21 protein-coding genes and 3 tRNA genes are annotated in these 21523 nt (G+C 64.4%); 6 read left to right on the forward strand and 18 right to left on the reverse strand.

Annotated elements, in window-relative coordinates; all coding sequences use genetic code 11:
* The 12 genes from AC097A_RS19000 to trpE all read right to left on the reverse strand — a co-directional run.
* Positions 1-216, reverse strand: a 216-nt coding sequence (locus AC097A_RS19000) for a GTP-binding protein (RefSeq protein WP_479621608.1), incomplete at its 3' end; no start/stop codon positions are given.
* A gap of 85 nt (positions 217-301) precedes the next feature.
* Positions 302-376: transfer RNA gene (locus AC097A_RS19005), tRNA-Thr, on the reverse strand.
* 60 nt (positions 377-436) lie between these two features.
* Positions 437-510 (reverse strand) — tRNA-Gly (locus AC097A_RS19010).
* A gap of 30 nt (positions 511-540) precedes the next feature.
* Positions 541-626: transfer RNA gene (locus AC097A_RS19015), tRNA-Tyr, on the reverse strand.
* Between the two features lie 66 nt (positions 627-692).
* The gene (locus tag AC097A_RS19020) at positions 693-1391 is read right to left on the reverse strand and encodes a uracil-DNA glycosylase (protein ID WP_479622049.1); all 699 of its coding nucleotides are present in this window, start codon (positions 1389-1391) and stop codon (positions 693-695) included.
* 3 nt (positions 1392-1394) lie between these two features.
* The gene (gene trpC, locus AC097A_RS19025; RefSeq protein ID WP_479622050.1) at positions 1395-2186 is read right to left on the reverse strand and encodes an indole-3-glycerol phosphate synthase TrpC; all 792 of its coding nucleotides are present in this window, start codon (positions 2184-2186) and stop codon (positions 1395-1397) included.
* An 8-nt stretch (positions 2187-2194) separates the two neighbouring features.
* On the reverse strand, positions 2195-3238 hold the full coding sequence (gene trpD / locus AC097A_RS19030; protein ID WP_479622051.1) for an anthranilate phosphoribosyltransferase: 1044 nt from the start codon (positions 3236-3238) through the stop codon (positions 2195-2197).
* Between the two features lie 10 nt (positions 3239-3248).
* On the reverse strand, positions 3249-3908 hold the full coding sequence (locus tag AC097A_RS19035) for a LysE family translocator (protein ID WP_479622052.1): 660 nt from the start codon (positions 3906-3908) through the stop codon (positions 3249-3251).
* A 10-nt stretch (positions 3909-3918) separates the two neighbouring features.
* The gene (gene ltaE / locus AC097A_RS19040; RefSeq protein WP_479622053.1) at positions 3919-5001 is read right to left on the reverse strand and encodes a low-specificity L-threonine aldolase; all 1083 of its coding nucleotides are present in this window, start codon (positions 4999-5001) and stop codon (positions 3919-3921) included.
* Positions 5002-5067: 66 nt separating this feature from the next.
* Entirely contained in the window at positions 5068-5643 is a 576-nt protein-coding gene (locus tag AC097A_RS19045; protein WP_479622054.1) for an anthranilate synthase component II, read from the reverse strand.
* The gene (locus AC097A_RS19050; protein ID WP_479622055.1) at positions 5640-5972 is read right to left on the reverse strand and encodes a chorismate mutase; all 333 of its coding nucleotides are present in this window, start codon (positions 5970-5972) and stop codon (positions 5640-5642) included. Before AC097A_RS19050 ends, AC097A_RS19045 begins: the two co-directional genes overlap by 4 nt.
* On the reverse strand, positions 5969-7486 hold the full coding sequence (trpE, locus tag AC097A_RS19055) for an anthranilate synthase component I (protein ID WP_479622056.1): 1518 nt from the start codon (positions 7484-7486) through the stop codon (positions 5969-5971). The genes AC097A_RS19050 and trpE overlap by 4 nt, the downstream gene beginning before the upstream one ends.
* Before the next feature lie 394 nt (positions 7487-7880).
* Here trpE and AC097A_RS19060 point away from each other — a divergent pair, with 394 nt between their 5' ends.
* A complete protein-coding gene (locus AC097A_RS19060; protein WP_315849728.1) occupies positions 7881-8468 on the forward strand; it encodes a chalcone isomerase family protein in 588 nt (195 codons plus the stop codon).
* 162 nt (positions 8469-8630) lie between these two features.
* Positions 8631-10184 (forward strand): methyl-accepting chemotaxis protein, encoded by a 1554-nt coding sequence (locus AC097A_RS19065; RefSeq protein ID WP_315480687.1) that lies wholly within the window; start codon positions 8631-8633, stop codon positions 10182-10184.
* 7 nt (positions 10185-10191) lie between these two features.
* On the opposite strand, the gene gph is transcribed toward AC097A_RS19065, so the two are convergent.
* Genes gph through rpe form a run of 3 tightly spaced genes read right to left on the reverse strand, consistent with a single transcriptional unit; the run spans position 10192 to position 14441 of the window.
* A complete protein-coding gene (gene gph, locus AC097A_RS19070; protein ID WP_479622057.1) occupies positions 10192-10902 on the reverse strand; it encodes a phosphoglycolate phosphatase in 711 nt (236 codons plus the stop codon).
* Positions 10903-10912: 10 nt separating this feature from the next.
* A complete protein-coding gene (locus AC097A_RS19075; protein ID WP_479622058.1) occupies positions 10913-13738 on the reverse strand; it encodes a putative bifunctional diguanylate cyclase/phosphodiesterase in 2826 nt (941 codons plus the stop codon).
* Positions 13739-13763: 25 nt separating this feature from the next.
* Positions 13764-14441, reverse strand: coding sequence for a ribulose-phosphate 3-epimerase (gene rpe, locus AC097A_RS19080; protein ID WP_479622059.1), 678 nt, complete (start codon positions 14439-14441; stop codon positions 13764-13766).
* Positions 14442-14499: 58 nt separating this feature from the next.
* On the opposite strand from rpe, the gene apaG reads away from it, so the two are divergent.
* Genes apaG through AC097A_RS19100 form a run of 4 tightly spaced genes read left to right on the forward strand, consistent with a single transcriptional unit; the run spans position 14500 to position 18701 of the window.
* A complete protein-coding gene (gene apaG, locus AC097A_RS19085) occupies positions 14500-14892 on the forward strand; it encodes a Co2+/Mg2+ efflux protein ApaG (RefSeq protein WP_479622060.1) in 393 nt (130 codons plus the stop codon).
* Positions 14892-16889 carry a site-specific recombinase gene (locus AC097A_RS19090; RefSeq protein ID WP_479622061.1) on the forward strand — a complete coding sequence of 666 codons (1998 nt, stop codon included), beginning with the start codon at positions 14892-14894 and terminating at the stop codon, positions 16887-16889. The genes apaG and AC097A_RS19090 overlap by 1 nt, the downstream gene beginning before the upstream one ends.
* A gap of 15 nt (positions 16890-16904) precedes the next feature.
* The gene (thiL, locus tag AC097A_RS19095; RefSeq protein ID WP_479622070.1) at positions 16905-17918 is read left to right on the forward strand and encodes a thiamine-phosphate kinase; all 1014 of its coding nucleotides are present in this window, start codon (positions 16905-16907) and stop codon (positions 17916-17918) included.
* Between the two features lie 3 nt (positions 17919-17921).
* Positions 17922-18701, forward strand: coding sequence for a cyclic nucleotide-binding domain-containing protein (locus AC097A_RS19100; protein ID WP_315849732.1), 780 nt, complete (start codon positions 17922-17924; stop codon positions 18699-18701).
* 25 nt (positions 18702-18726) lie between these two features.
* On the opposite strand, the gene AC097A_RS19105 is transcribed toward AC097A_RS19100, so the two are convergent.
* Genes AC097A_RS19105 through AC097A_RS19115 form a run of 3 tightly spaced genes read right to left on the reverse strand, consistent with a single transcriptional unit; the run spans position 18727 to position 21514 of the window.
* Positions 18727-19710, reverse strand: a complete 984-nt coding sequence (locus AC097A_RS19105; RefSeq protein WP_479622062.1) for an alpha/beta fold hydrolase — start codon at positions 19708-19710, stop codon at positions 18727-18729.
* 2 nt (positions 19711-19712) lie between these two features.
* On the reverse strand, positions 19713-20789 hold the full coding sequence (locus AC097A_RS19110) for an alkene reductase (RefSeq protein WP_479622063.1): 1077 nt from the start codon (positions 20787-20789) through the stop codon (positions 19713-19715).
* 20 nt (positions 20790-20809) lie between these two features.
* Entirely contained in the window at positions 20810-21514 is a 705-nt protein-coding gene (locus AC097A_RS19115; RefSeq protein ID WP_479622064.1) for an SDR family oxidoreductase, read from the reverse strand.
* Positions 21515-21523: the final 9 nt, after the last annotated feature.

Here is a 21523-nt window from a genome sequence, read left to right on the forward strand (position 1 = left end):
CGTTTCGTATTCCACGTGGGCGGTGTTGATGGTAATACCGCGTGCTTTTTCTTCAGGTGCTGCGTCGATCTGGTCGTACGCCTTGGCAGAGCCGCCGAACTTGGCTGCCAGCACGGTGGTGATGGCGGCTGTCAGTGTCGTCTTGCCGTGGTCCACGTGGCCAATCGTGCCTACGTTGACGTGTGGCTTGGTTCGTGTGAATTTTTCTTTACCCATGTTCAGCTCCGAAAAGTAATGAGTTAAAAACAATCAAATTCGCACTACCGCTATCACCAACATGCCAGCGGCAACGCTTTAAAAATGGTGCCCTTTGCGGGAATCGGACCCGCGACCTCTCCCTTACCAAGGGAGTGCTCTACCACTGAGCCAAAAGGGCAAAGCCTGTCGTAGACAAACCTTAAAAAACCTATATCACTATGCAGCAACAAATCAACTGTGGAGCGGGGTAGGAGAATCGAACTCCTCGCTTTAGCTTGGAAGGCTAAGGTATTACCACTATACGAACCCCGCAGAGGCTCATGCAAAACAGTCAATCATCACTGGTGGAGAGGGCTGGATTCGAACCAGCGTACTCGTAAGAGGGCAGATTTACAGTCTGCTGCCATTAACCACTCGGCCACCTCTCCTTCGGTGAACCCCGGATTATGCCACGTTAATTTGCCTTCGTCATGAACTTGCGCACAAATTTGAAATTAAGCACCGCCATGCTGCTCGCGCCAGGCCCGCGCCTGCGAGAAATGGCCACAGCCGATAAAGGGCACCGGCGGGCGCAGCGCCGACAAGGGTGAGGGGTGGTTGGCCGTCAGCACCAGATGGCGGCTGGCATCAATCAGCGCGCGCTTACTTTGGGCATGGGCACCCCACAGCATGAACACGGCCGGCTGCGCCTCCTTGGACACCTGGTGAATCACCGCGTCGGTCAGCAACTCCCAGCCCCGGCTGGAGTGGCTGGCGGGCTGGCCCTCCTCCACCGTGAGGCAGGTGTTGAGCAGTAGCACGCCTTTTTGCGCCCATTTCACCAGGCTGCCGCCAGGCTGAGGAAAAGTGGGGGGCGGCGTGCCGAGGTCGCGCTGCAGCTCTTTGAAAATGTTGCGCAAGGAGGGCGGGAAGGCCACGCCCGAAGCCACGGAGAACGCCAAGCCCTCCGCCTGGCCGCGCCCATGGTAGGGGTCTTGCCCCAGGATGACCACGCGCACGGATTCGGGCGGCGTCAGCTCCAACGCGCGCAGCGGCTGAGGCGGAAAAACGACGGCACCGGCGTCCAGCCGTTGCTGCAGAAACTGCATCAAGCCCTGGCCCATCTGGCCTTCAAAAAACCCGTCCACGAGCGCCTGCCAGCCCGGGGCCACAGGCCAGTCGGCAGGGTCGGCGTGCAGCAGCTGGTCCGCCATGACTCAGACGCCGAACAGGGCCGCCAACGCCTCGCCCGGCTCCGGCGCGCGCATAAAGGCCTCGCCCACCAAGAAGGCATTGATGCCAGCAGATCCCATGCGCAGCACGTCTTCACGCGTATGGATGCCGCTCTCGGTCACCAGCAGACGGTCAGCCGGCACCAGGGCTTTGAGGGCCAGCGTGGTGTCCAGCGAGACCTCGAAGGTTTTGAGGTTGCGGTTATTGATGCCGATCAGCGGCGTCTTGAGCTTCAAGGCCCGCTCCAGCTCAGGCTGGTCATGCACCTCCACCAGCACCGCCATGTCCAGGCTGCGGGCGATGGCTTCGAAGTCGCGCATCTGCGCGTCGTCCAGGCAGGCGGCAATCAGCAGAATCGCGTCGGCACCCATGGCGCGCGATTCGTAGATTTGGTAGGCATCGACCATGAAGTCTTTGCGCAGCACGGGCAGCTGGCAGCTGGCGCGGGCTTGCTTCAGGTAGTCGATTTCGCCTTGAAAAAACTGCACGTCAGTGAGCACCGACAAGCAGGCGGCGCCATATTCGGCATAGCTTTGGGCGATATCGGCCGGGATAAAGTCTTCGCGCAGCACGCCTTTGGACGGGCTGGCTTTTTTGACCTCGGCAATCACCGCGGGTTGGCCGGCGGCGATCTTGGCGCGCAGGGCGCCCACGAAGTCACGCGTCAGCACGCGCGATTCGGCGTCAGCACGCACGATGTCCAGCGGTTTGCGCTTGCGGGCCGCAGCCACCTCCTGGTGTTTGACGGCTACGATTTTGTCCAGAATGTCGCTCATAAGGTTTCCTAGTGGGCCAGGCGGGCAGAGAGTGCCACCAAGGCGTCGAGCTTGGCTTTCGCCGCTCCTGATTCGATAGCTTTTCGCGCAAGTGCGATGCCGGCTTCCATGGTATTGGCCACATTGGCCGCGTACAACGCTGCGCCGGCATTGAGGATCACGATGTCCTTGGCCGGGCCGGCCTGGTTGTTCAACACGCCCAGCAGCATGGCACGTGAATCTTCGGCAGTTTCCACCTTCAGCGACCGGTTGCTGGCCATGACCATGCCAAAGTCTTCCGGGTGGATCTCATACTCGCGGATCTCACCGTCCTTGAGCTCACCGACCATGGTGCCGGCGCCCAGGCTCACCTCGTCCATGCCGTCGCGGCCATAAACCACGATGGCGTGTTCGGCGCCCAGGCGCTGCAGCGCACGCACCTGGATACCCACCAGATCGGCGTGGAACACACCCATGAGGATGTTGGGCGCACCGGCCGGGTTGGTCAGCGGGCCCAGGATGTTGAAGATGGTGCGCACGCCCATCTCCTTGCGCACCGGCGCCACATTCTTCATGGCGGGGTGGTGGTTGGGCGCAAACATGAAGCCAATGCCTTGCTCGGCAATGCATTGGGCGATCTGGTCGGGCTTGAGGTTGATGTTCAGACCCAGGGCCTCCAGCACATCGGCGCTGCCGCTCTTGCTGCTGACACTGCGCCCGCCGTGCTTGCTCACCTTGGCCCCTGCGGCGGCGGCCACGAACATGCTGCAGGTGGAGATATTGAAGGTGTGCGAGCCATCACCGCCGGTCCCTACGATGTCCACCAAATGGGTTTTGTCGGCCACGTCCACCTTGGTGGAGAACTCGCGCATCACCTGCGCGGCGGCGGTGATCTCGCCGATGGTCTCTTTTTTGACACGCAGGCCCGTGATCAGGGCGGCCATCATGACGGGCGACATCTCGCCGGACATGATCTGGCGCATCAGGTGCAGCATCTCGTCGTGAAAAATCTCGCGGTGCTCGATGGTGCGTTGCAGGGCTTCCTGCGGGGTGATTTTGGCGGTTTGGGTCATGTCCATGTCCTTAAGCCTTGGGCGCTGCGGTCAGCGCCAGTTTGATTCCGAATCCTACAAACATCGCGCCGGCCACACGGTCCAGCCAATGCATGCTCTTCTGCACCACGCCGGCACGACGCGCCAGCCAGGCGGCCGCCACGGCCCAGCCCAGGTTCACCCACAGGCCGTTGAAGTTGAACAGCAGGCCCAGCAGCAGAAAGGCCAGCGGCTTGTTCTCCACGCCGGGGGCGATGAACTGCGGCACAAAGGCCAAGAAAAACAGCGCCACCTTGGGGTTGAGCACATTTGTCCAGAAACCGCGCAGGAACACGGCCTTCAAGCCATTTTGGCCTCCAGACCCCGTGGAATCTGCGCCAGCAGCTCCTAATTGCATAGCACTGTCAGGCTTGCTGAGCAGCAGGCGCAGGCCCACATAAACCAGGTAGGCGGCGCCCGCCCACTTGAGCACGGTGAACGCCGTGGCCGACGCAGCCATCAGTGCGCTCACACCCACGGCGGCGGCAAAGATGTGCACGAAGCAGCCGGCCGTGATGCCCAACGCGGCCACCATGCCGGCGCGCACGCCGCGGCGCAGCGCGTGGGTCACGATGTAAAGCACGTCCGGCCCGGGCGTGAGGTTGAGCAGCACGCCGGCCGCCGCAAACAGCAGAAGTTGATCCATGGACATGACAACTCCCTCAGTACACGGCCGCGCCCCGCGCTGCCGGGGCGGCGGCTGCGGTGGCGGGCTGGTCAAAGAAGGTGCGAATACTGGCCAGCGCATGGTCGATACCGGCTACGTCCACATCCAGGTGCGTGACAAAGCGCAGACCGATCAGGCCGGTAGCCAGCACGTTGTTCGCTTTCAGGTGCGCCAGCAGGTCCGGGCCACGGCCGTCGGCCACGTCCACAAACACGATGTTGGTCTGGGCCGAACGCACGGCGAGGCCGCCGATGCCCTGCAGCCCCTGCGCCAGGCGCTGGGCCAGGGCGTGGTCGTCGGCCAGGCGCTCCAGGTGGCGGTCCAGCGCATGGTTGGCCGCAGCGGCCAGCAGGCCCACCTGGCGCATACCGCCACCCGCCATCTTGCGGATGCGCAGGGCGCGGGCGATCAGCTCCTTGCTGCCGCACAGCATGGAGCCCACGGGCGCGCCCAGGCCTTTGCTGAAGCAGACGGACACGCTGTCAAAGTGGCTGGCAATGCGTTTGGCCGAGGCCAGCGCCGTTTCGCCGTCTTGGCGTGAGGCCACGGCGGCGTTGAATAGGCGGGCGCCGTCCAGGTGCACCGCCAGGCCCTTTTCGCGCGCCAGCGCACTGGCCTGCTGCAGGTAGCTGGCAGGCATGGGGTGGCCGTTCCAGGTGTTTTCCAGGCACAGCAGGCGGGTGCGGGCGAAGTGGCAGTCGTCGGGCTTGATGGCGGCGGCAATGTCGGCCAGCGCCATCTGGCCACTGGCGTCCTGCACCAGCGGCTGTGGCTGCACGCTGCCCAACACGGCGGCGCCACCGCCCTCGTAGCGGTAGGTGTGGGCCAGCTGGCCCACGATGTACTCGTCGCCCCGGCCGCAGTGCGCCAGGATGGCGCAGAGGTTGCTCTGCGTGCCCGTGGGCATGAAGAGCGCGGCCTCGAAGCCCAGCAACGCGGCCAGCTTCTCCTGCAGCGCGTTGACCGTGGGGTCGTCGCCAAACACGTCGTCCCCCAGCGGGGCCGCCATCATCGCCGCGCGCATGGCGGCGGTGGGTTGCGTGACGGTGTCACTGCGCAAATCAACAATCTTGGTCATATTGGCCTCTAGCCCCCGTGTTTATTGCGCAAGCAGCTATCAAAAACATAGTGCTTCATGGCTGCCTCACTGCAGGAAGTTCTTCAGCATGGCATGGCCGTGCTCGGTGAGGATGCTTTCCGGGTGGAACTGCACGCCCTCCATGCGCTGCGCAAACGGCAGGCCCGTGTGGCGCACACCCATGATTTCTCCGTCGTCCGTCCACGCGGTCACGGCCAGCTCTTTGGGGCAGGACGCACGTTCAATGGCCAGCGAGTGGTAGCGGTTCACGGTGAACTGCTGCGGCAGACCAGCAAACACGCCCTCTTGCGTGGTGCTGATCACGCTGGTCTTGCCGTGCATGAGTTCCTGCGCACGGATGATCTTGCCGCCCAGCGCGGCGCCAATGCTCTGGTGGCCCAGGCAAACGCCCAGGATGGGCAGCTTGCCCATGAAGTGCTGGATGGCAGCCACCGAAATGCCGGCCTCGGCGGGTGAACACGGGCCGGGGGAAATCACCAGGCGGTCGGCTTGGCGTTCGGCAATGCCTTCGAGCGTGATTTCATCGTTGCGGAACACCTCCACCTCGGCGCCCAGTTCGCCAAAGTACTGGACGATGTTGAAGGTGAAGGAATCGTAGTTGTCGATCATCACGAGTTTCATGCGGTCTCTCCTTGGCGCAGGCGGGCAAACTCCCGGTGCTCAAATGTTATGGATGCGTCCATCAGGGCGCGGTAGGCGGCCTCCACTACGTCAGGCTGGCCGCCCAGCTCGGCGGCCATGCGGCGCACGCGCTCGGCGATGAATTCAATGCGTTCCTGGTCGTGCACCTTGGTCACGTCCTGTTTGATGCGGGCGGCCTGGCTCATGTAGCCGGTGCGCTCCACCAGCAGCGCGGTGATACGTTCGTCTAGCGCGTCGATGTGGCTGCGCACCTCGGCCATGGTCTCGCAGTGTTGTGCTTGGGGTTGGGTTGTCTGTGGGGTGCTCATTGCAGACCCTCCTCCACCAGTTCGGCCGCGCGCAAGAGCGCACGCGCCTTGGCCTCGGTTTCCTTCCATTCCAGCTCGGGCACGCTGTCGGCCACCACGCCGGCCGCAGCCTGCACGTAGAGCACCTGGTCCTTGATGATGCCGGTGCGGATAGCAATCGCCACGTCCATGTCGCCCGCGTAGCTCAGGTAGCCACAGGCACCGCCGTAAATGCCGCGCTTGATGGGCTCCAGCTGGTCAATCACCTCCATGGCGTGCACCTTGGGCGCGCCGGTCAGCGTGCCGGCCGGGAAGGTGGCCTTGAGCACATCCATGCTGGTCATGCCGGGGTTCAGCGTGCCTTCCACATTGCTCACGATGTGCATCACGTGGCTGTAGCGCTCTACGATGAAGGCGTCGGTCACCTTGACCGAGCCGATCTGCGCAATGCGGCCGATGTCGTTGCGGGCCAGGTCGATCAGCATCACGTGCTCGGCACGCTCCTTGGGGTCGGCAATCAGCTCCACCTCGGCCGTCTTGTCCAGCTCGGGCGTGGCGCCGCGCGGGCGGGTGCCGGCCAGGGGGCGGATCGTCACTTTGGTACCGGCCTTACCGTCGAGAACCACTTGCTCTTGCCTAACCAGAATCTCCGGCGACGCGCCCACCACGTGGAAGTCGCCAAAGTTGTAGAAGTACATGTACGGGCTGGGATTCAGCGTGCGCAGTGCGCGGTACAGGCTGAGCGGCGAGGCGGTAAAACGCTTCTTGATGCGCTGGCCCACCTGCACCTGCATGAAGTCGCCACCGGCAATCATTTCCTTGGCGCGCTCCACGGCGGCGATGTAGTCGGCCTTGGCAAAGTCGCGCTGGGCCTCGAAGCTTTGCGAGGGCTTGATGTCGGGCGCGCTCACCGCCTGCGCCAGCTTGGCTTTCAGCTCCGTAAGGCGCGCCTGGCCGGCGGCATAGGCATCGGGCGTGGCCGGATCTACATAGACCATGAGGTGCAGCTTGCCGGACAGGTTGTCGATGACGGCCAGCTCTTCGCACTGCAGCAGCAGGATGTCGGGCGTGCCCAGTTCGTCGGGCGGGCAGCTACTCTGCAGCTTTTTCTCGATATAGCGCACGGCGTCGTAACCAAAGTAGCCGGCCAGGCCACCGCAAAAGCGCGGCATGCCGGGCTGCAGCGCCACCTTGAAACGCTGCTGGTACTGGGCGATGAAATCCAACGGATTGGCGGTGGAGGTTTCCACCACCACACCGTCGGTCACCACTTCGGTACACACATCGGCACCAAAACCGCTGGCACGCAGCAGCGTGCGGGCCGGCAGCCCAATGAAGCTGTAGCGCCCAAAACGTTCACCGCCTACCACCGACTCCAGCAAAAAGCTGTTGGCAGCAGGTTCGGTGGCGCCATCCGCGCGGGCCAGTTTCAGGTACAGGGAAAGCGGGGTTTCCAGGTCGGCAAAGGCCTGGGTGCTCAGGGGGATGCGGTTGTAGCCTTGCGCGCGCAACGCATGGAACTCGGATTCGGTCATGGGGACGGGGCCTCTCAAATCACACTAATCGTTTGGTTGCTGGCAGCGGGAGCTGCAGCCACAAAGGGTGCGCGCAATAGATCGGAGGGGAATCCGTGCCACTTGACCGCGCAAAGCTCAGGAACCGTGCGCGTTGGCCGCTAGGAACGCGGCCGGCAGGTGTTAGAGCCCAGGCACAACAGACGAGGTACGCCAGGGCCAGGCTCCCCGGTCGCTAAGACCCATTCTGCTGATGTGGTGGATAAACATGCGCGCCAGTGTAGCAAACCCGACACGTCGATCAGAAAGCAGACAAATTAACGTTACCCGCAGAAACCCTGATGTACATTGGCAAAGGACGTTGCAAAATCTCGTTACACAAAAAAGAACGGTCGTTCTATTAAGGATTTTCTTCATGACACTCACGCGTTTTCTTGTTGCTGCCCTGTCCGTGACCTTGTTGGCCAGCCCCTTGGCCCAGGCGGCCACCCAGGACATCCATGGCGTCAAGGTTGAAGACAGCGCCATGGTGAGTGGCACCAAGCTGCTACTCAACGGCGCCGGCACACGTTACAAGGGCCCGTTCAAGGTGTACGTGGGTGACCTGTACACCAGCAAAAAAGTGAACTCGCTGGACGAACTTATGGCGGCCCCCGGCCCCAAGCGCCTGACCATGACGTTTTTGCGCGAAATTGAAGCCGGTCCGTTTGGCAAACTGCTGACCCGCGGCGTGGAAGACAACGTGCCCAAGAATGAAATGTCCAAACTCGTGCCCGGCCTGATCCGCATGGGCGACATCTTCACGGTCAACAAGGTGCTGCTGCCCGGTGACGTGATCACGCTGGACTGGATTCCTGGCACCGGCATGGTGGTCACTGCCAAGGGCAAGGTCCAGGGTGAACCCTTCAAGGAACCCGAGTTTTACAAGGCCATCATGTCCATCTGGTTTGGCCCGGTGCCTGCCGATTTCCGACTCAAAGACGCGCTACTCGGCCAGAAATAAGCGGTCGGACTCTGCGCAACAAGGCCTGCCGGGGCAACCTGGCAGGCCTTTTTTGTTTTTTACGCCGTCCGCCCCCCGTTCGGGGGATGACAAGCTCCGGGCTAACCTGTAGTCTGGGGACAGACCTTGCTTTTTGACAGTGACACCTCTGGAGATTGCGCAATGAAACTCAGCCTGAAACTGCCCCTCGCCTTTGCCATTGCCCTGGCACTGCTGTTTGTGGGAGGGATGTTCGGCATCAGCACCCTCAACAGCGCCATCTCCACTTACCAGCACGAGGTCTTGCGAGACGTTGCCGCCAACAAAAAAGCAGCCGACATTGCGGGCAACTTTTCCACCGCTATCCAGGAGTGGAAAAACGTGCTTTTGCGCGGCAAGGAGCCCAAAGACCTGGACCGTTACTGGACCGCCCACCAGGCAGAAATGAAAGCCGTGGCCAAAGGCCTGGACGAGCTGAATGGTCTGCTGGAGCCTGGCCCCAGCAAGGACACGGCCACCAAGCTGGCGACTGCGATGCAGTCCGCAACCCAAGGGTACGAAGCCGCGCTGCAGGCCTACAAAGCGGCCGACATGGACTTTGCGGCTGGCGACAAGGCCGCGCGCGGCAAAGACCGGGATGCCGTGGCCTTCTTGGGAGAGCTGCGCAAACAATTGTCCGAACAGGAACGCCAGGCCTCGGAGGGCGCCAGCGCGGTGGCCGCACGCGGCAGCAAACTGGCCTATGGCGTCATGGTGCTGGTAACCCTGGCCGGCCTGGCCGGCAGCATCTTGCTGAGCCGACAAATTGTGCGCCCCCTCAATGAGGCCGTCACCGTGGCGGACCGCGTGGCCAGTGGCGACCTGACCGCCCACTTGCACACCAATGGCCGCGACGAAGTGGCCGCCCTCATGCGCTCCCTCCAATCCATGCAAGGCAGCCTGTCCACGCTGGTCATCAAAGTGCGCGAAGGCTCCCAGGGCGTGGCCTTGGCCAGCTCGGAAATTGCCCAGGGCAACCACGACCTTTCGGCCCGCACCGAGCAGCAGGCCAGCGCGCTGGAAGAAGCCGCCGCCAGTATGGAAGAGCTGGGCTCGGCCGTGAGCCACAGCTCTGACAACGCACGCCAAGCCAGCCAGATGGCGGCCAATGCCTCTAACGTGGCACAACAGGGTGGTGAAGTGGTGGCGCAGGTGGTGCACACCATGAAGGACATCAACGAGTCGTCCAACCGGATTGCCGAAATCATCAGCGTGATCGACGGCATCGCGTTTCAGACCAACATCCTGGCGCTCAACGCCGCCGTGGAAGCCGCGCGGGCCGGTGAACAGGGGCGTGGCTTTGCGGTGGTGGCCTCAGAGGTGCGGGCCCTGGCCGGACGCAGTGCCGAGGCGGCCAAGGAGATCAAGACCTTGATTGGTGCCAGCGTAGCGCGGGTGGAGCAAGGCAGCTCGCTGGTGGACCGGGCTGGCAACACCATGGGCGAAGTGGTGAGTGCGATCCGCCGCGTGACCGATATGGTGGGCGAAATCAGCGCCGCCAGCACCGAACAAAACACCGGCGTGGCCCAGGTCAGCGAGGCGGTCTCCCAGATCGACCAGGCCACTCAGCAAAACGCGGCGCTGGTGGAGCAAATGGCCGCGGCGGCCAGTGGCCTCAAGCAGCAGGCGCAGGACCTGGTGTCGCTGGTGGCCGTCTTCAAAGTGGATGGTGCCCAGCAGGGCCTGCTGCCCGCCTGAACGACGCTCAGTCCGCCCAGCGCAACGCGTCCAGCGCGTCGGCATAGGCGTCGGCATCCACCGACTCAACAGGCTCACCGTGGTTGTAGCCATAACGCACCAGCAGCACCGGGCAGCCGGCAGCGCGTGCGGCCTGGGCGTCGTTGCTGGAGTCGCCCACCATCAGCGTGCGGGCCGGCCGCGTGCCCAGCAGGCTGCAGGCGTGCAGCAGCGGCATCGGGTCGGGCTTCTTGCGCGCCACGGCGTCGCCGCCCACCACGTGCAGAAAGAAGCCGTCCAGCCCCTTGTGCTGCAACAGGGTGCGGGCAAAGGCGGTGGGCTTGTTGGTCACACAGACTAGGCGCAGGCCCGCGGCCTGCCACTGCTGCAGGCCCTCGCGGGCGCCGGGGTAGACCGCGGAGTAGTCGCCGTTGATGGCTTGGTAATGCACCTGGTAGCGGGCCCAGGCCAGCTCGTACATCGCTACTGAATTGATAGCTGTTTGCGCAGCATCCACCTGGGCCAGAAGGCTTTTTATCAAGTTTTCTGAGCCTTTGCCGACCATACGCTCCACGAGGGCATGGCTGACCGTGAAATCGGCAAACGGAGCGGGCAAGTCGCGCAGCATGCGCTGCAGGGCCTCGACAAAATCGCCCAGGGTGTCCACCAGGGTACCGTCCAGGTCCACGATGGCGGCATCGAACTGGCGCAGGGGCCAGGGCAAGGGAGTCAGGCTCACAGGGGTTTCCTTAGGTTGAGGGGGTAGCCGGGCCAGGCACGCCACCGGCCTGCACCCAGGCCACCAGCGCGCTGGCCTCCATGGGGCGGCTGAACCAGTAACCCTGGCCGCGCTCACAGCCCATGGCCAGCATCTGCGCGGCCTGCTCGGGCGTCTCGATGCCCTCGGCCACGGTGCCCAGCCCCAGGGCTCGGGCCACGCGCAGGGTGGCGTCAATCAGCACGCGGTGGTACTCACTCTGGCCAGCCTGGCTGACAAAGGAGCGGTCGATCTTCACCGCGTTCACCGGCAGCTCGTGCAGGCAGGAGAGTGAGGAGTAACCGGTGCCAAAGTCGTCCAGCGACAGGCCCACGCCCAGCGCGCGGATGTCGCGCAGCGTCTGCTGCACCTCTTTGTCCTGGGCGGCCAGGCTTTCGGTCACTTCCAGCACCAGCTGCTGGGGCGCCATGTTGTGGGCGCGCACCGCATCCAGAATGTCAGCCACCAGCCGCGGCTGGCGCAGCTGCGCGCGCGACAGGTTGACGGCCATGCTGGGCGGCGCCTGGGGCCCGAGCTGCTGTTGCAACTGCTCGAAGGTGCTGCAGGCCCGCTGCAGCACAAACTGGCCCAGCGCATCAATCAAGCCACAGGCCTCGGCCACGGGAATAAAGTCTGCCGGCGACACCAGGCCCCGCTGCGGGTGCTGCCAGCGCACCAGCGCCTCCACCCCCAGCAGCGCGTGGCTGCCCAGCTGCACCACGGGCTGGTAGACCACAAACATCTGCCCCAGCGTAAGCGCCTGGCGCAGGTCGTTCTCCAACGACACCGAGGCGTTCACGCGCTGGCGCATGGCCGGGTCAAACATGGCGTAGCGCGCACGGCCACTGCGCTTGGCCTCGTACATGGCAATGTCGGCGTCGCGCAGCACACTGTCGGCGTCCAACTCGGCGTGGGTGCTGGTCACAATGCCGATGCTGACCGTGGAGCTGACGCGGTGGCCCTCCACCTGGTAGGGCGCAGCCAGCACATCCAGCAGGCGGCTGGCCACGATTTCGGCGTCCAGGTCGCCGCGGATGTCGTCCAGCAGCACCACAAACTCGTCGCCACCAATGCGGGCCGCCATCTGGTCAAAGTCGCTGGTGTGCACAAAGCTGTCGCCCGGGCGCAGGCTGTCCTGCAGGCGGCGCGCAATCTGGCGCAGCAGCTCGTCACCCACCGTGTGGCCCAGGGTGTCGTTGACCTGCTTGAAGCGGTCAAAGTCCATGAACAGCACGGCAAAGTTGTAACCCGGCTGCGCCTGGTGCCGGTCGATGGCCTGGCGGATTTTCTCCACCACCACCGTGCGGTTGGGCAACTGGGTCAGGCCGTCGGTGCGGGCCGCCACGCGCAGCTGCTGCTCCATCGCCTTCTGGGCATTCACATCCATGGCCACGCCGGCCATGCGCAGGGCACGGCCCTGCACATCGCGGTCGGCCACATTGCCGGTGAACAACATCCAGACCCATCGCCCGGCGCGGTGCCGCGCCCGCACCGACAGGCGGTGCGGCGTGTCCGGGTCGCGCAGGTGGTGGCGCAGCGACTCCTGCCAGTGGGGCTGGTCATCCGGGTGAATCAGCTCAAACCAGCTGGCGGCGGCCATATTGAGCTCGCCAGGCATGTACCCCAGGGTGGCCAAAAAACGGTCGTTGCAGTGGATGGTGTCAGTCACCATGTCCCAGTGCCAGATGCCCAGGCCCGCGCCATCCACCGCCAAGCGCAGCACCTGCTGCTGTGCGCGCACCTCGGTCATGTCGGTGGCGACCAGCACCCAGCCGTTCAAAGTACCGTCCTCGTCACTGATGGGCTGCATGTCCACCAGCACCCAACCCAGCTCAGCCTTGCGGGTGGCGATGCGGATCTCGCGCTTGATGCCCTGGTTCTGGCGCAGGGCCGCATAAAACTCGGCAAACCGCGCCGGGTCGGCGCTGCGCGCCTTGAGCAGGGTGCCAATGCGCCGCCCCTGGGCCTTGGCCTGGGTGAACCCGGTCAGCTGGGCAAAGGCCGCATTGATCCACTCCACCCGGTGCTTGGCATCGGTGATAGCAATGGCATTGGAGCTCAGCTCGGCCACCCGGGCCAGCCGGGTCAGGCGCTCGGTCTGGCGCGACAGCGCCAGGTACTGGCGGCGCACCGCACGCGCAGTGGGTTCCACCACCAACAGCGCCAGCACAATAAAAAGGAGGACGGCAAAACCAGTGAACCAGCGCACCTGCACCAAGGCCTGGTCGCTGCGTGCACGCGCAGCGCGCTGCACCTCGCCCACCAGCGCCGCGTTGGCCTGGAGCGAGCCGTCCAGCGCGCTCTGCAGCACGCCCACGGCATTGGCAGCAGCGCCCACATCCTGGCGCTGCAACTGCCACAGCACGGCCTGCACCCGGTACCACAGGGTTTCGCGCTGGCGCCGCCACTCCTGCAGCGCGGCTCGCATGGCACCATCGGCTGTGCCGGTGGCCTGGGCTTGCCGCGCCAGCAGTTCTTCCAGGTGCTGGGCCTGCAGCAGCGACAGTGCCAGCGTGTCCGACAGGGGCGCCACCACCGGTTGGGGTTGGTGGTGCAGCAGCGCCAGCTGGGCCGCATGGGCGCCCAGGCGCTGGGTCAGCGTGCCCTGCTCGGCCGCGGCCTGGATGATTTCCATGTCCATCTGGCGCATGGCTTCTGACTGCCCGATGCGCCAGGCCCGAAGCAGGGACAATACGGCCAGCAACACCATCATGGCGTACATGGCCCAGCGCACGCGGCGGTGTGCAAAACCTTCACCGGCCACGCTGCGCCCCCAGGGCCAGGGCGACTTGGGCGCGACAGCGGGGGTGGGTGTCAATGTGCGGTCCGGTGTGTCTGTGGCATCAGGCCGTCAGGGCCAGGCGCATGGCGTCAATCACGCCCTTGTAGTCGGGCTTGCCAAAAATGGCGCTGCCCGCCACAAAGGTGTCGGCACCGGCATCGGCCACGCGGCGGATGTTGTCGGTTTTGATGCCGCCATCCACTTCCAAGCGAATATCTTTGCCCGATGCATCAATCCGTTTGCGCACGTCTTCAATCTTGCGCAGCGCCGAGTCAATGAAGCTCTGGCCCCCGAAACCCGGGTTGACGCTCATGATCAAAATCAGGTCGATGTCTTCAATCACCCAGTCCAGCACATCCAGCGGTTCGGCCGGGTTGAAGACCAGCCCCGCCTTCACGCCTTTGCTTTTGATGGCCTGGATGCTGCGATGCACATGGCCCGAGGCGTCGGGGTGAAAGCTGATGTAATCGGCCCCCGCCTCGGCAAAACTGGCGGCCAGCGCATCCACGGGCGAGATCATCAGGTGCACATCAATCGGCACCGCCACGCCGGCGGCCGTCTTGGCGTGCGGCTTCAAGGCGCTGCAAATCATGGGGCCGAAGGTCAGGTTGGGCACGTAATGGTTGTCCATCACGTCGAAGTGGATCCAGTCGGAACCCGCGTCAATGACGGCTTTGACCTCTTCCCCCAGGCGGGCGAAGTCGGCAGACAGGATGGAGGGGGCAATGCGGTACGTCATGGCAGGGGCTTGGGAAGGGTGTTGACAGGGCCTCTATTTTCGCAGGTAGCATTGGCCCATGGCCAAATACGAATTTCTGGTGGAAGTTGCACCCCAGTACCTCCCCGACCAATCTGCACCTGCCGATGACATGTACGTGTTTGCGTACACCATCACCATCACCAACACGGGCGATGTGACGGCGCAGCTGATTGCACGCACCTGGAACGTCAACGACGCCAATGGCCACACCGAAAAGGTGAAAGGCCTGGGCGTGGTGGGCCAGCAGCCCCTGCTCAAACCCGGCCAGTCTTTTGAGTACACCAGCGGCACCCGCCTGCGCACCCCCACCGGCACCATGCACGGCAACTTTTTCTGTGTGGCCGAGGACGGAGAGAAGTTTGACGCCGACATCCCCATGTTTGTGCTGGACGCCCTGAGCGACGCGGGTGGCTCCCGCACCCTGCACTGATGGCCGCGCCCGCTGTGCCCAGCGACATTTCCACCCTGCTGGAGACGCTGAACCCCGAGGCCGGGCTGGTCGAACGCCATGTCTGGCTGATCCGCCTGCTCGAATGGATACGCGGCGACAACAGCGCCCCCGAGGCCGCCGTGGCCCGCGTGGACCTGCTGCTGGACGTGTTGGACGCCCGCCCGCAAACCACCGAAAAACTGCAGGCCTGGTGGCGCGCCCTGCTGCACACGGTGGACGGCAGCACCCTGCTCTCGGACTACGGTTTTGGCTCGCGCAACGCCTTTGTCAGCGAGCTGGTGGACCGCCTGCACCACAAGCTGCTGCCGGCCACCCCAGAGACGTCTGACGCCTCCGAGTTGTTTGGCCTGGTGCTGGACGACGAACACGACGCCCAGTGGCTGGCCGCCCTGCCCACGCCCACGCTGCAGCGCCTGGCGCAGTTGCTCAGCACACCTGCCGTGGGCCACAACGCCACGCTGCACCCTGGGCTCACCCACTGGCACAGCACCTTGCTGGACGCCATGACCTTCTGCACCAGCCAGATCCGCGCGGCCGGTTTTTCACCCGAAATCCGCCTGCGCATGAGCAGCCCGGCGCAAGATGCCAGCCCTTTCCACACCTTGGCGGCCGACCTGGACGCCGTGTGCGAAGCCTGGATGGCCGGGCATGACACCCAGGCCGTCGTGCTGCGCTTTCGCACCCAGCTGGACGCCTGCCGCCATGCCGCCTCGTCCGTCTACACCCACCTGGATGCGCACGGCATCTCGGTGGACCTGGTGTTCCGCCTGCGCCAGCTGCGCGAACGTGTGCTGCGCGTGCGCGCCCTGCTGGACTGCCTGCTGGACGACGACAGCCACCGCGCCAGCGCCCGCCTCATCTCGCACCTGGCCAGCGTGAGCCAGGAGCAGCGCAGCATTGGTGCGCTGGTGGCCTCCAACTCCTCGCTCTTGGCGGCCAAGGTGGCCGAACGCAGCAGCGAAACCGGTGAGCACTACATCACCCGCACCCGCGCCGAATACCGCGAGATGCTGGGCAATGCCGCTGGCGGTGGGGCCCTCACCGCACTCACCACGTTCATGAAGTTCGGTCTGATGGCGTTTGGCCTGTCGGCCTTCTGGATGGGCATGTGGTCGGGCGTGGTCTACGCAGCCAGCTTTGTGCTGATCCAGCTGATGCACTACACGCTGGCCACCAAACAACCCGCCATGACGGCCCCGGCCATGGCTGCCAAGCTCAAGGACATATCCGATGCGCAGGCGCTAGGCGCCTTTGTGGACGAGGTCACGCACCTGGTGCGCTCGCAGGTCGCGGCGGTACTCGGCAATGTGGCCATGGTGTTTCCGGTGGTGATTGCACTGTCCCTGGCGATGCAGTTCACACTGGGCCAACCCATGATCAGCGAAGACAAGGCGCACTACGTGCTGCACTCGCTCACGCTGCTGGGGCCCTGCCTGCTGTTTGCAGCCTTCACGGGGGTGCTGCTGTTTGCCAGCAGCATCATTGCGGGCTGGGTGGAAAACTGGTTTGTGCTGCACCGGCTGGACTCGGCCATCCGTTACAACCCGCGCATTACGGCCTGGCTGGGCGCAGCGCGGGCCGACCGCTGGGCGCATTTCATGCGTCGCAACATCTCTGGTCTGGCGGCCAATATCTCGCTGGGCTTCATGCTCGGGCTGGTGCCGCCTATTCTGGCGTTTTTGGGTCTGGCGCTGGATGTGCGCCACGTCACCCTGTCCACCGGACAACTGGCGGCCGCCTGCGCGGCGCTGGGCTGGGACGTGGTGAAACTGCCCGCCCTGTGGTGGGCCGTGGCCAGCATTCCGTTGATTGGGGTGCTCAATGTGAGCGTAAGCTTTTACCTGGCCTTCCGCGTGGCGCTGCAGGCGCACAACGTCTCGGGCGTCGGGCGCTCGCGCATCCAGGGCGCCATTTGGGCACGCCTGCGCCAGGCGCCACTGAGCTTCTTCTGGCCCGCACGCGACAGCGGGGCCTGACGCACTGTGGCCGGGCTGGGCGAATTTGAGCTGATCACACGCTACTTCCAGCGCCCCCAGCGGGCCCTGGACGAAGGCGTAGTGCTGGGCGTGGGTGACGACTGCGCGCTTTTGCAGCCCACCCCGGGCATGCAATGGGCCGTGAGCAGCGACATGCTGGTCAGCGGCCGCCACTTCTTCCCAGACGTAGACCCGCGCACCCTGGGCCACAAAGCACTGGCCGTGAACCTGAGCGACCTGGCCGCCTGCGGCGCCCGGCCACGCGCTTTCACGCTGGCACTGGCCCTGCCCGAGGCACGGGCCGAATGGCTGCAACCCTTTTCCGAAGGCCTGTTCGCCCTGGCCGATGCCCACGGCTGCGCGCTGATGGGCGGCGACACCACCCGCGGCCCGCTCAACATCTGCATCACCGTGATGGGCGAGGTGCCACCGCGCCAGGCCCTGCTGCGCAGCGGCGCCCAGGTGGGCGACGATGTGTACGTGAGTGGCACGCTGGGCGACGCCGCGCTGGCGCTGCAGTGCCTGCAAGGCAAGGTGCACCTGCCGCCCGCCGTGCTGGCCCAGGCGCGCCTGCGGCTGGAGCAGCCCACCCCGCGCGTGGCCCTGGGCCTGGCGCTGCGCGGCGTGGCCAGCGCCGCAGCCGATGTGAGCGATGGCCTGCTGGGCGACCTGGGCCACATCCTGCTCCAGAGCGGCGTGGGTGCCACGGTAGAAGCCGAAACCGCTATGCATTTGATAGCTGCCTGCGCATACCCCACAAGGGCTAGAGGCCAATTTGATGCTGAAATACCGGCTGCACTGGCTTTGCAGTGTGTGCTGGCCGGTGGCGACGACTACGAGCTGGTGTTCACCGCGCCACCCGCGCAGGCCGCCGCCGTGCAGGCCGCGGCGCGGGCCAGCGGCACGCCAGTCACCCGCATCGGCCGCACCGAAGCGATGGCCGGTGTGCGCGTGGTGGACGGCAGCGGTGCGCTGCTGCCCGGCCCCTGGGCCAGCTTTGACCACTTTGCCACCCCGCCCCGCCCCTGAGCCATGCCCACCAGCAGCTATATCTTGCAGCGCCTGCGCAAGCTCGGACTCAACGACGCCGTGGCCGCGCAAACCGCCACCGTGGTGAAGGTGCAGTCCTTTGACGCCGGGCGCAAGATCTGGGTCAAGGGCAGCGAGGTGGGCCACTGGCAGTACATCATCAGCGGCCTGGTGTCGGCCTCCATCTCCACCACCAACTCCGAGTCCACGCCCCTGTCCATCTACGGCAAGGGCGCCTGGTTTGGCGAGCAGTCCATCATCAACCGCAAGCCCAGCTTTGCCGACTACGTGTGCCTCACCGCCACCGAGGTGCTGACGCTGCCGGCCGCCACCTTTGACACGCTGTTTGTGCAGGAGCCGCACTTTGCGCGTTATGTGGCCAAGCTGATGGCCTGGCGGGTGCAAAAGACCTCGGAAACGCTGACCCTGATGAAGCTGGGCAACCCCTGCCTGCGCGTGGTGATGGGCCTGGCCCAGTTTGCCGAAGCGCTGGCCTACAAGTCGGACCGGCCGCCCACCATCGGCTTTGGCGAGGGGGTGGAGATTCCCATCGCCCAAACTACGCTGGCCTCGCTGTGCGGCGTGTCGCGCACGCTGTTTTCGGAGTACGTGCAGCAGCTGGCCCAGCAGGGTTGGCTCAAAATTTCCTACGGCAAGCTGGAGATTCTGAACATTGGCACCTGGCACGCCTTTGCCCGCAGCCAGCGCGAAGACAGCGTGAGCCACCTCAACGCCAGCATTGGCGAACTGCTGCAAGTGCTGCACGATTTGGAGCCGGCCTGATGCACTGAAGAGGGCTTGGCAAAGGCTAACGGCCCAAAAACTCCAGTGCGCTGGGCACAAAATCGGCATGGAACTGGAAGATGCCTCCGTGGCCTGCATCGGGATAAATGATCAGGCTGCTGTTCGGGAGCCGCCGCGCCAAATCGTGCGTGTTGACGGTGGGCACCATGCGGTCCGCGTCGCCGTTGGCGACCAGCACAGGCTGCTTCACGACCGAGAGATCGGCGGGTTCTTTTTGGCCCCACGCACGCAGCGCCTGCAGCTGTGCGACGTAGGCAGCCACGCTGATTGCTTTGTCGCGATGCGCTGAGCGCTCTTGCAGGCGTGCCAGAAACGCCTTGCCAGCTTCAATGCCGGAGGGCGTGCGGGTGAAGAAAAGATATTGCTTCGCGTTTTGACCCGTCAGCAGCCCCCGCAGAATGTCGTAATTAGCGACGCCTGCCACGGTGCTGATGCCCTCGCCCCCCGCAGGGCCTGTGCCCGCGAGAATCATTCTGCGAACGCGTTGTGGCTCTTTCAAAACGATTTCCTGGGCAACCATGCCGCCCATGGAGAAGCCCAGGAGGTCCACCTGCTTGAGCCCCATGGCTTGGATAAAGGTGATGGCATCGTCGGCCATGTGCTCTATGGAATTTGACGGGGTGCCACTGGATGCGCCTATGCCACGGTTGTCAAACGCAATCACATGGTGCTTGGCGGCGATGCCATCGACGATGCGGGGGTCCCAGTTGTCCAGCACGGCCGCTAGGTGGACCAAAAACACCACGGGCGTTCCGCCGTTCTGGCGCCCCAACTCCCGGTACGCGAAGGTGACGCCGCCTGCCGTGATGGTTTGCGTGGCCACGCTCTTCCAGGTTTCGCCTAGCGCTGGCTTTGAAGTCGCCAGCGTTGGGGACACGCGGCCAGGTGCGGCATCGGCCGCACACGCTGACGCTGAAAAAAGGGACGCCGCCACGGCGAGCCCGGCTGCCACGGTCTTCCATGCCTGCTGAATTGGATGGCTTGTCATGGTCATGCTCCGAGGGTGGGGTAGTCGGTGTAGCCCTGTGGACCGGGGGTGTAGCAGGTAGACATGTCCACGGCGTTCAGTTCCGCCTTGGCTTGCATACGCGCCACCAAATCGGGGTTCGCAATAAACGGGCGACCCAACGCAATCAGGTCTGCATGGCCCGCACCCAGCGCGAATTCGGCGCTGGATTTGTCGAAACCACCGGCGAGGATGAACAGCCCCTTGAAGGCGACGCGAAGCCGGAACTTGAATTCGGAAGGCACAGGCGGAGTGCCCATGGCGGAGTGGTCCAACAGGTGCACATACACGATGCCCAGCTCTGCCAGTTGCTCTGTCAGTGCCAAGTACTGCGCTTCAAGATCCGGGTAGGCGCCGGTGCTGTTGAGCACTCCGTAGGGTGACAAGCGGATGCCCACCCGATGGGCTCCGATGGCCTGCACGGTGGCGCGCACGACTTCGAGAACAAAACGATTACGCCCCTGGATGCTGCCCCCATACCCGTCCACGCGCTGGTTCACCTGGGCGTTGAGAAACTGCTCCATCAAATAGCCGTTGGCGGCGTGTAACTCAACCCCATCAAACCCGGCCTCGATGGCAAGCCGGGCCGACTTGGCGTACTCCGCGACCGCCATGGCGATGTCGTCGGTCGTCATGGCGCGTGGGGTGCTGTGCGGCTGCATGCCTTGGGCGTCGGTGTACATCTCGCCGGGGCAGGCCATGGCCATGGGCCCCACCACCTCTGCACCTGCAGGCAGGTTGGCTACGTGGCTCACGCGCCCGGTGTGCATCAGCTGGACGAAGATCTTGCCGCCTTTGGCGTGCACTGCATCGGTGACCAACTTCCATCCCGCCACGTGGGCTTGGTTAAAGAGCCCCGGAATGCGGGCATAGCCCAAACCATTGGGCGAAGGCGAAGTGCCCTCGGTAATGATCAGGCCGGCTGTGGCCCGCTGCGCGTAGTACTCGGCCATCAGGGCATTGGGCGTGTTGGCATCCACCGCACGGCTGCGTGTCATGGGCGCCATGACAACACGGTTGCCGAGCGCCAGGGTCGGTGTAGAGAGTGATGTGAACAGCATGGCGATCTTTCTGCGGTGGCTTAGTGGGCTGGTGGCAGGTAGACCGGGCGTGGTGCCGTCAGGCCCTGGCGCACCTGCTGCGTCAGCACGTCGGCCAACACCTCGTCGGCGCCCTCTTCCAGACCGTCCAGCGCGCGCTGGACGATGTCTTCGGCACTGCTTTTGGGAACATCGAAGCCCCGCGTGAGATCGGTGTCCACGTAGGCCATGTGCAGGCCTAACACCTGGGTTTGCTGCGCGGCCAGCTCGTGGCGCAAGGCATTGGTCAGCGACCAGGCGGCCGATTTGCTGGCCGAGTAGGCAGCCAGCTCACCCCCGTTCACCCACGACGCAACCGACAGCACATTGAGCAAGGCGCCACCACCGTTGGCCTTGAGCACAGGCGCGAAGGCCTTGCTCATGGCCAGCACGCCAAAGACGTTGGTCTCAAAAATACGGCGTGTCACCGCATCGCTGTCGGCAGCCAGAAACCCGCCGGGCTGGGCGATGCCCGCGTTGTTGATGACCAGCGTCACGTCCGACGCTTTTTTGACGGCATCAGCGATCTCCTGCGGGTTGGTCACGTCGAGCTGCAAAGCCTCAACACCGGGCAGCGTCACGCCGGCGGGATTGCGCGCGGCGGCGTAGACCTTGCGCGCACCACGGGCGAGCAAGGCTTGCGCAAAGGCCAGGCCGATGCCACGGTTGGCGCCAGTCACAAGCACCACAGAATTTTCGATTTTCATAAGGAACTC

Source organism: Rhodoferax sp. XS2R6, assembly GCF_056521365.1.